The sequence below is a fragment of the Rhodococcus sp. SG20037 genome (genome assembly GCF_031763325.1).
GTDB classification, from domain to species: domain Bacteria; phylum Actinomycetota; class Actinomycetes; order Mycobacteriales; family Mycobacteriaceae; genus Rhodococcus_F; species Rhodococcus_F qingshengii.
The window spans coordinates 4344928-4357640 of sequence record NZ_CP134497.1; the positions used below are offsets into that span (position 1 = coordinate 4344928).

Consider the following 12713-nt stretch of genomic DNA (forward strand, 5'->3'; position numbering starts at 1 on the left):
GAAGTCATGAGTATGGAAGTCACCGCGTGGAACGCGATGTACAACGCGATGCACGCGCAAGAAGATCGGCGCCCGTTCTCGAAGGCGACACTGAAGCGGATCGCGACGTTCGCAGTTCCACAGAAACGCAACCTCAGCTGGTACCTCGTACTGAGTGTCGTCACTGCTGCGCTTGCCGTGGCAACACCTGTCCTGGCCGGGCGTGTGGTCAACGCGATAGTCGGCGGCGACGCCGTCGACGTGGTCGTCAAACTTGCCGCCCTGATCGCACTGGTAGCACTTCTCGAAGCCGCTCTGGGCCTGTTGACCCGGTGGCTCTCGGCCAGCATCGGCGAAGACCTGATCCTGCATCTGCGCACCACCGTCTTCGATCACGTCCAGAAGATGCCCATCGCGTTCTTCACCAGAACTCGAACCGGAGCACTGGTCAGCCGTCTCAACAACGACGTCATCGGCGCTCAGCGCGCCTTCAGCGACACCTTGTCCGGAGTGGTCAGCAATCTGGTCACCCTGGTGATCACGCTGATCGTCATGCTCGGGATCTCCTGGCAGATCACCGTCCTCGCGCTGCTACTTCTCCCGATCTTCGTCATCCCCGCACGGCGCATGGGCGCAAAACTTGCAGCACTCAATCGTGAAGCAGCCAACCATAATTCGCTCATGAGCACCCAGATGACGGAGCGGTTCTCCGCTCCCGGCGCGACTCTGGTCAAGCTGTTCGGCCGCCCGTCGCAAGAGTCGGCGGAGTTCGCGGTTCGCGCCCGGCGTGTGCGCAACATCGGAGTCCGGACCGCAATGCTGCAGTCCGTCTTCGTCACAGCGCTGACACTGGTCTCGGCCCTTGCTCTTGCCCTCGTCTACGGACTCGGCGGCTTCTACGCGCTGCGCGGACAGTTGGACGCAGGCGCCGTCGTGGCGATGGCACTGTTGTTGACGCGGCTGTACTCACCGTTGACCGCACTGGCCAGCGCCCGGGTCGATGTCATGAGCGCCCTGGTCAGCTTCGAGCGGGTATTCGAGATTCTCGATCTGGCACCGCTCATCACCGAGAAGCCCGATGCACGCACGGTGCCGGATGGCCCGGTGTCCGTCGAGTTCAAGAACGTCACTTTTGCGTACCCATCCGCGGACAAGGTGTCACTAGCTTCTCTGGAGGAAGTCGCGATCCTCGACACCCGCGGCAGCGAGGACGTGTTGCACAACCTGTCGTTCCGCACCGAAGCAGGACAGATGGTCGCCTTGGTCGGCACGTCCGGTGCCGGAAAGTCGACCGTGGCGCAGATGATTCCCCGCCTCTACGACATCGACTCCGGATCGGTCGAACTGGGCGGTGTCGACGTCCGAGACCTCAGTACCGATTCCATCCGGGAGACCGTCGGCATGGTCACGCAGGACGGGCACCTGTTCCACGAGAGCCTTCGATCCAACCTGCTCCTCGCGCGACCGGATGCCACCGAAGAAGATCTGCGTGAGGTTCTGGAGCGCGCACGGCTCACCGACCTGGTTGCGTCGCTGCCCGACGGACTGGAGACCGTGGTGGGTGAACGCGGTTACCGCCTCTCGGGCGGCGAGCGTCAACGCCTGACCATCGCACGCCTGCTCCTGGCCCAGCCTCGCGTCGTCATCTTGGACGAGGCCACCGCGCATCTCGACTCGACGTCGGAAGCTGCGGTTCAGGAAGCACTCGGCGAAGCACTCGCCGGGCGGACTGCGGTGGTGATCGCTCACCGATTGTCGACGATCCGTTCCGCGGACCTGATCCTTGTCGTCGAGGCAGGCCAGATCGTCGAGCGCGGCAACCATGAGGAACTGCTCGCGCGCGGTGGCCGCTACGCCGAGTTGTACCGCACGCAGTTCGACACCAACGCCCGGAAGAACGGCGCCCTCGCACCGACGCCGATCTGATACCGCGCAGCGCCTTGCCCCCCCACACAGAAAACAGGCGCTGTCCTCCTCGCGGAGGGCAGCGCCTGTTTCAGTCTTCATGACAGTCGTTGAAGCTGTATGTCAGTCGTTGTAGCGATCGCGTCCGCCACCGCGGCGGTCGTCACGTCCACCACGATCGTCCCGGCCACCACGGTCGCCACGGCCACTCGGACGTCCCTGCGGCGGCCCGAAATCAGGCTGCAGCTGGATCAGGACGCCGGAGATGCGTGTGCGACGCAAAGCTTCGAGAGTCTCGTTGGAGAGGTCGGCCGGCAGCTCGACGATGCTGTGATCCGGGCGAATGCTGATGTGCCCGAAGTCGCTTCGACGAAGCCCACCCTCGTTGGCGATGGCACCGACGATGGCACCCGGAACGACGCGGTGACGCTTGCCGACTGCAATGCGGTACGCGGCCAGCTCCTGGCCCTCGGGCCCACGCGAGCGCGGGGCCGGGCCATCGTCGAAACGACGGGGAGGACGTGGTTCACGAGGCTCGCGCTCACGACGCGGCGGTGCCGGCGGCTCGGGAGAAAGCAAGAATGCTTCGCCGTCGCGCGACTGCAACGCCAGAGCGGCAGCGATGTCGATGAGCGGAACGTCGTGTTCCTGGTCGTAGTCCTCGATCATCTTGCGGAACATCGCGAGATTCTCCGAGGCCAGGCTCTCGGTGATGGAGTCACCGAACTTGGCCACGCGCTGGGCGTTGACGTCGTCGACACTGGGAAGCTGCATCTCCGCAAGCGGCTGACGGGTCGCCTTCTCGATGGACTTGAGCAGATGACGCTCACGCGGGGCGACGAACAGCAACGCGTCACCCTGACGACCGGCGCGGCCGGTACGACCGATGCGGTGGACGTACGACTCCGTGTCATGAGGGATGTCGTAGTTGACGACGTGGGAGATTCGATCCACGTCGAGGCCTCGAGCAGCAACGTCGGTCGCGACCAGGATGTCGAGGGCGCCGTTCTTGAGCTGACCGATGGTCCGCTCACGCTGGGCCTGGACGATGTCACCGTTGATCGCGGCAGCCGAGTGCCCGCGGGCGCGCAGCTTCTCCGCCAGGTCTTCGGTGGCCTGCTTGGTACGGACGAAGATGATCATCGCCTCGAATGCCTCGACCTCGAGGACTCGGGTCAGTGCATCGAGCTTGCGCTGATGAGCAACCTGAATGTAGCGCTGCGTGATGTTCGAGGCGGTCGACGTCTTGGACTTGACGGTGATCTCGACCGGATTGTTCAGGTACTGCTTCGAGATCCGGCGAATCGAGCCGGGCATCGTTGCGGAGAACAGGGCGACCTGCTTGTCGCCGGGGGTGTCGCGGAGGATGCGCTCGACGTCCTCCTGGAACCCCATCTTGAGCATCTCGTCGGCCTCGTCGAGAACGAGGTACTTGAGATTGGTCAGATCCAGGGTGCCCTTTTCGAGATGGTCGATGACACGACCCGGGGTACCGACGACGACGTGTGCGCCGCGGCGCAGGCCCGACAGCTGGACGCCGTAGCTCTGGCCACCGTAGATCGGCAGGACGTTGAGTCCGGGGATGTGCGCGGAGTACTTGCCGAAGGCCTCGGCAACCTGAAGCGCCAGCTCACGCGTGGGAGCAAGCACCAGCGCCTGGGTCTGCTTGATCGACGTGTCGATCCGCGACAGAACGGGAACTGCGAAGGCTGCGGTCTTGCCGGTACCGGTCTGTGCGAGACCGACGACGTCCTTGCCTTCGAGCAGTGGCGGAATGGTGGCAGCCTGAATGGGCGAGGGCGACTCGTAGCCCACGTCTGACAGTGCCTTCAGTACCCGATCATCGATGTCGAGGTCGGCAAATGTTGGGGGTTCGGGGTCACGCTCAATATCACTCATTTGACCAGCAGTTTAGCGGATAGAGTATAGACACGACGACATACCGGGGGTGCATTTACGACAGATCCACCCTCCCAGCGGGTTTCGCCTAGCGTAGGAAGCATGACCGCAGCCACCGCAGCCACCCCCTCCCAGACCGTTGTCGCGATTGCCCAATTCGCCCCGGGGACGGACAAGAAAGCCAACCTCGAATCACTGCGATCACTGGCTTCCGATGCAGCAGCACGCGGCGCGAAAGTTGTCGTGGCGCCGGAATACTCGATGTTCACCGCACCGAAGACGGATGAGCGTTTGATCGAGTCCGCGGAGGACCTGGACGGCGAATTCGGTTCGGCGCTGGCGTCGGTCGCCGCGGAGTTCGGAATCTTCCTCGTGGCAGGAATGAACGAGCGGATCGACGACGTGAGCAGAATCTCCAACACCCTCGTCGCGATGGACCCGAACGGCGAACTGGTGGCGACCTACCGGAAACTGCATCTTTACGACGCTTTCGGTTACCAGGAGTCGGCCGTGATCCGCGCGGGCGAGATCACCGAACCGCAGACTTTCGGGTGCGACGGCCTGACCTTCGGCCTCCAGACCTGCTACGACCTGCGCTTCCCGGAAGTCACCCGGCGCATCGTCGACGTCGGCGCAGACATCTTGCTCCTGCCCGCCCAGTGGGTGCCGGGGCCGCTCAAGGAAGACCACTGGACCACTCTCGTGCGCGCCCGGGCCATCGAGAACACGATGTACATCGCAGCGGCAGATCAGAGCGCGCGCGGCGGCGCGGGTGCCAGCATGATCGTCGACCCGATGGGCGTCGTGATGTGTTCACTTGGCGAGCAGGTCGGGGTCGCCACCGCACTCGTTTCGGCTGCTCGCATCGCCGAGGTACGCGAGAAGAATCCCGCTCTCGCGCTGCGGAGGTTCACAGTCTCGTCGCGGTGACCTGCAGCGAGTAGCGTCGAACTGGTCGGGGTTCGAGCTTCTCGAGGACAACGCAGTGACCCAGTATCGGGATCGATCTTCCGCCGGCAAATTTCTGGCCGGGCGGCTCGAGACCTTGCGTATCGACAAGCCCGTCGTTCTCGGACTCCCGCGCGGCGGAGTTCCGGTCGCAGCCGAGGTGGCTGCGGCACTGAACGCTCCGCTCGACATCGTGGTGGTGCGCAAGCTCGGCAGTCCGTACAACCCGGAACTGGCGATGGGCGCTATCGGTGAGGGCGGCGTGCGGGTCCTCAACCACGACGTCATCGCAGCGGTTCGCGTCTCGAAAAGAGAACTCGTCGCCGTCGAACGCGATGAGCGAACCGAATTGGAACGGCGGGCGCATCTCCTGCGCGAGGGGCGGACCCCGGTTTCCCTCCACGGACGCACTGCGGTGATCGTCGACGACGGAATGGCTACGGGCGCGAGTGCCGCGGTTGCCTGCCGATGCGCGCGCACCGCGGGTGCTGCCGCCGTGATCGTCGCGGTCCCAGTAGCCTCCCCCGAAGCCATGAGAGTGATCGCGTGCTCCGCCGATCGGGTCGTCTGCCCCTTCGTTCCTGCCCTGTTAGGCGGCGTCGGTGCTGCATTCGAGGACTTTCATCAACTCAGCGACGACGAAGTGCTGTCCTTCCTCGCCTGAGTGCACACCTCTCCAGCCTGAGCACAGTCCAAGAGATCCCTGAGAATTTGTGATGTGTGCAACATTTCGCTCCTCGGTGCCGATAGCCCAAATGGAACAAAAAGAATTCGGCTTTCTGGAGGAACCGTGACCATCTCGACCGATACCGTCGACGCCGTCGCAGCTGCGTGCCGTGACCGCCTGGGCGACCCTTCCGCCTGGGTTGCGTCAGACGCTTATCGACAGAGCCTCGCCCTGTGCATCATCGAATCCGTTCAGTCCACGTCGGGTCACAGCGAAGTGACCGTCGTCGATCGCTACCTGGCGTACCGGAAAGCCCGCGAGGACAAACCCGTCACGGATGGCGCACGTGAACTACTCCGCACCTTCGAGGAAGCCGGCAGTTCGGACCAGTGGGCAGGCAAGATCGGCTCGTACAAGCGTCGCTACACGGCGACGGGTGTCCCGATCGAGGCACGGCACATCCAACAGGTCGCCGAGAAACTCCATCACTTGCGGATCAACAGCGTCGAGGACCTGCTGTCGGCCGCTGATTCCGACAACGCTCTCGAAGCCGTTCACCATGCCTGGGTGGACGCGTGCGGAGACGGTTCCGAAGTGACCTGGGCCCACCTGTTGATGTTGGCCGGAATTCCGCACACCGATCTGGGGACCGCTGCCGACACCTTCATCAGCGCGACACTCGGCACCACCGAGTTGCCGGGAGACACCTCGGAGATCCTTGCAGCTACTGCAGAGCAACTCGGAGTGGATCCGGACCGATTGGACTACGCAATTCGGCGGTGGCTGTCCGTGCACGGTCGCGCGCTCCAACACGTCGCCTGAGTACCTGTAAACAGGCGGTCACACTAAACTGCAGGTCAGCGCCCGACCATTTCTACCGAATAGTAACGACAGTGCAAAATGACGACTAATGTGATGCAATGCACATCAGAAATGTCAGTAGTCACTGGAGGGGTCAATAGTGCGCGAGTTCTCAGTTCCACAGTCGTTCTCAATTCCGGAGAACGTATCCATGGCCGACTCCGTGTTCCGTCACGCCGAAGAAGACCCCACATTCGTGCCGTTCAAGAGGCCGTCGAACGGTGGATGGGTCGACGTCACTGCAGCTGAATTCGCGAAGCAGGTCTCCGCAGTTGCCAAGGGCCTGATCGCGTCAGGTGTCGAGCTCGGCGACCGCGTCGCTATCCTGTCCGCGACTCGCTACGAGTGGGTCGTTCTCGACTACGCCATCTGGACTGCCGGCGGATGCACCGTCGCGATCTACGAGACCTCCTCCCCTGATCAGGCGCAGTGGATCCTCGAGGATTCAGCGACGACACTTCTGGTCGTCGAAACGGCCAAGCACGCGGAGACTCACAAGGAAGTCACCGACGGCGCAGAAGCCCTCCGCGAGGTTCTTGTCATCGAGTCGGGTGCGATCGACGAGCTGTCCAGTCGCGGTTCGGCAATCACCGACGAAGAACTGCACACTCGTCGTCACCAGGTCACCGCCGCCTCGCCCGCGACCCTGATCTACACCTCCGGAACCACCGGACGCCCCAAGGGTGTCCAGCTGACGCACTCCAACTTCTACGCCGAGTCCAACGCCTGCCGCCTGGCGATGCCGGAGTCCATGGTCCCCGGCAAGAAGACTCTGATGTTCCTGCCGCTTGCCCACGTATTCGCGCGGGCGATCTCCTTCGGCGCTTTCGACGCCAAGGTCACCGTCGCCCACACGTCGGACCTGACGACGCTGCTCGAGCAGTTCGCCGGCTTCAAGCCCAACTTCATCCTCTCGGTGCCCCGCGTGTTCGAGAAGGTGTACAACTCGGCTCGCCAGAAGGCAGTCGACGGCGGTAAGGGCAGCATCTTCGACAAGGCTGCTGCCACCGCCATCGAATACAGCGAATCCCTCGAAAAGGGTGGCCCCGGCCTGGCACTCAAGCTCAAGCACGCGGTATTCGACAAGCTCGTCTACTCGAAGTTGCGTGCAGCTCTGGGTGGCGAGTGCGAGCGTGCAGTCTCCGGTGGCGCAGCCCTCGGCGCGCGCCTCGGCCACTACTTCCGCGGCGTCGGCATCCCGATCTACGAGGGCTACGGACTCACCGAGACCAGCGCCGCAATCACCGTCAACACCTCGAGCGCGCAGCGCGTCGGCACCGTCGGCAAGCCGATCAACGGCCATGCAGCACGGATCGCCGAAGACGGCGAACTCCTCCTGCAGGGCCCGGTCGTCTTCGCCGGCTACTGGCACAACGAGAAGGCCACCGCCGAATCCATCGTCGACGGCTGGTTCCACACCGGCGACCTCGGATCGATCGACAACGAAGGCTACGTCTCCATCACCGGACGCAAGAAGGAAATCATCGTCACCGCGGGCGGCAAGAACGTCGCACCGGCAGGCCTCGAAGATTCCCTGCGCGCGCACGCTCTGATCAGCCAGTGCCTCGTCGTCGGCGACGGTCAGCCGTTCATCGGTGCACTGATCACCCTCGATCCGGAAACACTGCCCGGATGGGTCGAGCGCAACGGCCTACCCGCCGGCACCCCGATTGCCGATCTGGTGAAGAACGCCGACCTGATCGCCGAGATCGACTCGGCCGTTGCCGACGCCAACAAGAAAGTCTCCAACCCCGAGCAGATCAAGAAATACACGATCCTCGAGGTCGACTTCACCCAGGAGACCGGCGAATTGACGCCGACGCTCAAGCTCAAGCGCAACATCATTCACGAAGCTCACAAGACCAAGATCAGCGACCTGTACGCCTGATCGATCGTCTTTCACGAGTCTGGCCCGGTTCGAATGCGAACCGGGCCAGACTCGTTTCACTGTCCGGCGCAGAGTAGTTCCTCTTCGATCTCGGATGGAAGGCCGTGCACCGCACGATCCTCCCGCTGAGTCGGCAGAGTTTCTCGCTGCATCCACTCCCAGGTATCGCGCACGGTGTCTTCGACGGGCCGGCACCGCAGCCCTGCTTGCCCCGCCTTGGCGGTGTCGGCTTCGAGGAAGCCCGCGAACTCGCCCTCTTGCGGAACCCAACACGGAAGTTGTGTCCACGGCTGCACTCCCGCAGCGGCCAGCCTGTCCTCGTCGATCCACACGAGTTCAGCGTCCGAACCGGTGGCATCCACGCACGCCTGGAGGAGCCCGGAGGTAGTGGTGTGGCCGGACGGGCTGATGACGTCGTATGCCCCGCTGATCCCGGCGGCCAGTCCGGCCAGGACAAAGGTTGCGATGTCGCGGGCATCGACGTACTGCAACGGTCTGGTCGGCACTCCGGGAGCAACGACACGTCCGCCCGCCGCGATGCGCTGCAGCCACCACGGCAACCGCCCGATGTCCTCGCGCGGGCCGAGGATCAAACCTGCCCTCGCGAGTAACGCGTCCGGGAAGGATTCCAGGACAGCGAGTTCGGCCCCGCGTTTGGCGGACGCGTAATCGCTGTAGTCATCGGAGGTCGCAGATGCGGCCACCACTGGTGAGGTCTCGTCTACGTGCAAGCCCCATTGGTAGACGGATCCACTGGAGATGTATGCGTACCGGTCGACGTGACCGCGCAAAACGCGTGCATTCTCACCGACCACTCGGGGGCTACCCGACCAGGTGTCGACGACAAGATCCCATCGACGATCACCGAGCGCATCAACCATCGCACGCTGATCGGTGCGATCCGCGAACAGGACCTCCGCTGTAGGTGGTGGCGCTCCGGTGAGCCCACGATGGAGCACTGTCACTTCCCAGCCCCGAGCCAAAGCGTCATCGACGAGAGCGTGGCCGAGGAACCGTGTTCCTCCGAGCATCAACAGCTTCATGAGGGCCATCGTCACTTGAAAAGCGTCGTGCGGCAACACGTTCGTCTGGTAGCGCAATTTCCGGCGACTGAGGCACGGACGAACCGCTCAGATACCTCGTCTGGGATTGAGAACGTTCTTCGGATCGAATGCGGCCTTGACTGCAAGCATCATTTCGCGTTCGGTCTGGCCGACCATGTCCGCCATGTACGGCGCTTTGAGAACCCCGATACCGTGTTCACCGCTGATCGTTCCGCCCAACGCCAGTGCGCCGGCAACGATGTCGTCGAAAGCTCCGCGCGCACGATCCTGCGCACCCGATTCGGCAGCGTCGAACACGATGGTCGGGTGGAGATTGCCGTCGGCGGCGTGACCGAAGGTTCCGATCGTGACGCCGTGGCGATCGGCCGCTTCACGAATGCATTCCAACATGGACGGCAACGCCGGCACCGGCACCGCGACGTCGTCGAGAAGTACCGTGCCCAACGCCTCGAGAGCCGGCAAGGCCATGCGGCGCGCGGCGGTGAACTCTTCACCTTCCACCGGATCGTCGGTGTGGAAAACCTCTCGGGTCCCGGCACTTTCGCACGCCGCGGCGCAGTCCGCTGCCTCGGCGGCCGCCGACCTACCGTCGCACTGGATGAGCAGCATCGCCCCGGCCGATTCGTCCAGCCCCATCTTGGTCAGCCGATTGACGGCGCCGATGGTGACGTCGTCCATCAACTCCATCTGACACGGTTCGGCCACTGCCGACACGGCGAGGACGGCATCGATCGCGGACTCCGCGGAATCGAAGAAGGCGACCACAGTGGTCGCGGCAGTGGGCGCCGTACGCAACCGCATCGTGGCTTCGACGATGACCGCGAGAGTGCCCTCCGACCCGACGAGCAGATGTGTCAAGTCCAGCCCCGCAACATTTTTGCGCGTCCGTGCACCGGTACGGATCACACGCCCGTCGGCGAGTACCGCCGTCAGGGCCGCAACGTGATCACCGGTGACGCCGTACTTGGCGCAACAGATGCCGCCTGCATTTGTCGCCAGGTTGCCGCCGATACTCGAGATGGACCGGCTTCCCGGATCCGGTACGTACCAAAGTCCCTGCTGTGCAGCAGCTTCCGCCAGGTCACCGTTGATCACTCCAGGCTCCACCGTGGCGGTGCGCGCGGCAGGATCGATCTCGAGAATGCGATCCATGCCCGCGACGCTCAAGACGATGCATCCGTCGAGTGCGTTGGCGGCGCCGGCCAACCCGGTACCTGCCCCTCGTGTCACCACCGGAACGGCGAGTTCGTGGGCCACCGCCATGACCGCAACGACGTCGTCGACCGTCTTCGCCTTGACCAGCGCGGCGGGCCTTCCGGCTGCGGTGAGCAGTGATTGATCCCGGACGTACGCACCCATTCGGTCGGGATCGGTTGTCGCCCTGTCCCCCACCGCTTTCTGCAAGCGTTCACCCAACAGATCGATACTCGTGGTCATTGTGTTCGTCCTTCGTAGAATCCGCGCACATGGCGCTCGACCAAAACGGCGGCCTCGTCAGCTGCACCGCGCTCGATCGCGTCGGCGATACCCTCGTGCTCGGCCAACAGTGCGCCGAGCGTGGCCGCCGAGTTCTCGCGCGAGTCGAGTTCGCTCAGCAGGTAGCCGGCGATGCTGTCGCGGAGAACCGTCATGACCAACCCGAACGCCTTGTTCCCGCCCGCTCCGGCCAGCGCAACGTGAAAGTCGACATCGGCGTCGTGGAATGCGACCGAGTCGTCGGCAAGGGTTGCGACGCGCATCCGCTCGATCGCATCCCGGGCGCCGTTCGGCACCGCGACGACAGTGCGCAGCGCAGCAGCTTCGAGCAGCACTCGCAATTCGACAAGATCGCCCAATGGAACTGCACCCACCTGCAACGCCGTGCTGAGAGCTGTGGCCGCGGAATCGGCCGTATGCTCGTGCGTCACCCGAGGCCTGGCAGTAGAAGTGGTGTCCGCGCCGGTCAACAATCCCTGCGCTTGCAGGACACGAAGCGCCTCACGGACCGTCGATCGCCCCACCGAGAACGTCTGTGCAAGTTCCTGTTCGGTGGGCAATGCCTCGCCGACGGGAAGCGAGCCGTCGAGTATGGCAGCACGGATTCTTCCCGACACGGCAAGGCTGAGCGGCATGCGCGACAACGGAGTCGTATCCATGCCGCGACGCTACCACCCCTTGCCTGCTTGTCTGACAAACTGTTTAATTGAGGAGATTCGTGACCCGGACCACAACAGAGAAGGTGCCGACCATGACCGACAAGCTCGAATTGGATCCCGCGACCACCGCCGTCGTGCTCATCGAGTACCAGAACGACTTCACCACCGAGGGCGGTGTTCTTCACGAGGCCGTCGCACCGGTCATGGAATCGAACGGACTCCTCGCGAACACCGCCGCGCTGGTCGATGCGGCCCGTGCGGCGGGTGTCACCGTGATGCACGCACCGATCACCTTCGCCGAGGGGTACAACGAAATCACCTCGCATCCGTACGGAATCCTCAAGGGCGTCGTCGACGGAAAGGCCTTCGTGAAGGGTTCGTGGGGCGCCGCTATCGTCGACGACCTCACTCCGAAAGACGGCGACATCGTCATCGAGGGCAAGCGTGGACTCGACACTTTTGCCAGCACCAACCTCGATTTCATTCTGCGCAGCAAAGGAATTCGCACGATCCTTCTCGGCGGTTTCCTGACCAACTGCTGCGTCGAATCGACCATGCGCACCGGATACGAGAACGGTTACCGGGTCATCACACTCACCGATTGCGTGGCAGGCACTTCGGTCGCCGAACACGAGAACGCGATCACCTACGACTACCCGATGTTCTCGCACCCCGTCACGTCGAAAGAGGTGCTCGGCGCGCTCTCCTGAGAGGACTACCTGGAATGCGCGAGAAGGAATTCACGGCTGACGTTGGTGACACTGGCGTGAACCTTCTCGTGCAGCAGGTCGTGACCGGCGTCCTCGAACTCACGCATCTCGACGTTGCGCAGCGTCCGCGCCCAGTCCCGGACGGGATCGACCGGGGCGATCCGGTCGTCGGTACCGTGAACGACCAGGACTGGGATGCCCGCGTCGGAGAGTTCCGCCCACCCGTGTTGCTCGACCGCACTGCGCGGGATGCCGCACAACACCGCGGACGCGAATTCGTGATCGCGATGAGCCAGCACCGTCAGCGCAGTCACAGCACCTAACGAATGACCCATCACCGCCTGCGGAACGTCGGGCAGTTCCGCCAAGGCGATGTCAGCCAGCGCGGCTGCATCGGCAGCAAGATCGGAGAGCGGAGCCCCGACTCCCGGATCACCCTCCGACAAACCGTGCCCGGTGTGATCGATCGCCCACACGTCAATCCCCGACGCCGTCATTGCGCTCGCGAAACGGTGATACTGCCCGCTGTGCTGACCGAGGCCGTGCAGAAAGACCAAAGACACAGTGGGCACTGCGCCCCCTGCCGCCGGCCAATGCCGAAAGTGCACCTGACCGGTTCGTCCGTCGAAGAAGGGCATGCTCGTCATTCTGCACTCT

At 63.6% G+C, this 12713-nt stretch carries 11 protein-coding genes; 6 read left to right on the forward strand and 5 right to left on the reverse strand.

The genetic code is table 11. The features are described 5' to 3' along the window. The first annotated feature begins 6 nt into the window (after window positions 1-6). Window positions 7-1905 carry an ABC transporter ATP-binding protein gene (locus RHP72_RS19725; protein WP_311093726.1) on the forward strand — a complete coding sequence of 633 codons (1899 nt, stop codon included), beginning with the start codon at window positions 7-9 and terminating at the stop codon, window positions 1903-1905. Window positions 1906-2007: 102 nt separating this feature from the next. Here the strand turns inward: RHP72_RS19725 and RHP72_RS19730 are convergent, their stop codons facing one another. Then, the gene (locus RHP72_RS19730) at window positions 2008-3783 is read right to left on the reverse strand and encodes a DEAD/DEAH box helicase (RefSeq protein WP_003945121.1); all 1776 of its coding nucleotides are present in this window, start codon (window positions 3781-3783) and stop codon (window positions 2008-2010) included. A gap of 102 nt (window positions 3784-3885) precedes the next feature. On the opposite strand from RHP72_RS19730, the gene RHP72_RS19735 reads away from it, so the two are divergent. The 4 genes from RHP72_RS19735 to RHP72_RS19750 all read left to right on the forward strand — a co-directional run bounded on the left by RHP72_RS19735 (window position 3886) and on the right by RHP72_RS19750 (window position 8147). Continuing rightward, a complete protein-coding gene (locus RHP72_RS19735) occupies window positions 3886-4713 on the forward strand; it encodes a carbon-nitrogen hydrolase family protein (RefSeq protein WP_007736163.1) in 828 nt (275 codons plus the stop codon). Between the two features lie 55 nt (window positions 4714-4768). Continuing rightward, window positions 4769-5395 carry a phosphoribosyltransferase gene (locus RHP72_RS19740; RefSeq protein WP_007736162.1) on the forward strand — a complete coding sequence of 209 codons (627 nt, stop codon included), beginning with the start codon at window positions 4769-4771 and terminating at the stop codon, window positions 5393-5395. Window positions 5396-5521: 126 nt separating this feature from the next. Then, window positions 5522-6220: a heme peroxidase gene (locus RHP72_RS19745; protein WP_311093727.1), complete on the forward strand. Its 699-nt coding sequence runs from the start codon at window positions 5522-5524 to the stop codon at window positions 6218-6220. A 139-nt stretch (window positions 6221-6359) separates the two neighbouring features. Beyond that, window positions 6360-8147 carry a long-chain fatty acid--CoA ligase gene (locus RHP72_RS19750; RefSeq protein WP_042450345.1) on the forward strand — a complete coding sequence of 596 codons (1788 nt, stop codon included), beginning with the start codon at window positions 6360-6362 and terminating at the stop codon, window positions 8145-8147. 56 nt (window positions 8148-8203) lie between these two features. Here the strand turns inward: RHP72_RS19750 and RHP72_RS19755 are convergent, their stop codons facing one another. From RHP72_RS19755 to RHP72_RS19765, 3 genes are all read right to left on the reverse strand, one after another. After that, window positions 8204-9199 (reverse strand): NAD-dependent epimerase/dehydratase family protein, encoded by a 996-nt coding sequence (locus tag RHP72_RS19755; RefSeq protein WP_311094883.1) that lies wholly within the window; start codon window positions 9197-9199, stop codon window positions 8204-8206. A 78-nt stretch (window positions 9200-9277) separates the two neighbouring features. Further along, window positions 9278-10648: an FAD-linked oxidase C-terminal domain-containing protein gene (locus tag RHP72_RS19760; RefSeq protein ID WP_311093728.1), complete on the reverse strand. Its 1371-nt coding sequence runs from the start codon at window positions 10646-10648 to the stop codon at window positions 9278-9280. After that, a complete protein-coding gene (locus RHP72_RS19765) occupies window positions 10645-11346 on the reverse strand; it encodes a FadR/GntR family transcriptional regulator (protein WP_007736157.1) in 702 nt (233 codons plus the stop codon). The genes RHP72_RS19760 and RHP72_RS19765 overlap by 4 nt, the downstream gene beginning before the upstream one ends. A gap of 92 nt (window positions 11347-11438) precedes the next feature. Here RHP72_RS19765 and RHP72_RS19770 point away from each other — a divergent pair, with 92 nt between their 5' ends. Then, window positions 11439-12056 (forward strand): cysteine hydrolase family protein, encoded by a 618-nt coding sequence (locus RHP72_RS19770; RefSeq protein WP_030536921.1) that lies wholly within the window; start codon window positions 11439-11441, stop codon window positions 12054-12056. A 5-nt stretch (window positions 12057-12061) separates the two neighbouring features. Here RHP72_RS19770 and RHP72_RS19775 read toward each other — a convergent pair whose 3' ends face one another. Further along, a complete protein-coding gene (locus RHP72_RS19775) occupies window positions 12062-12703 on the reverse strand; it encodes an alpha/beta hydrolase (protein WP_029255791.1) in 642 nt (213 codons plus the stop codon). Window positions 12704-12713 lie beyond the last annotated feature (10 nt).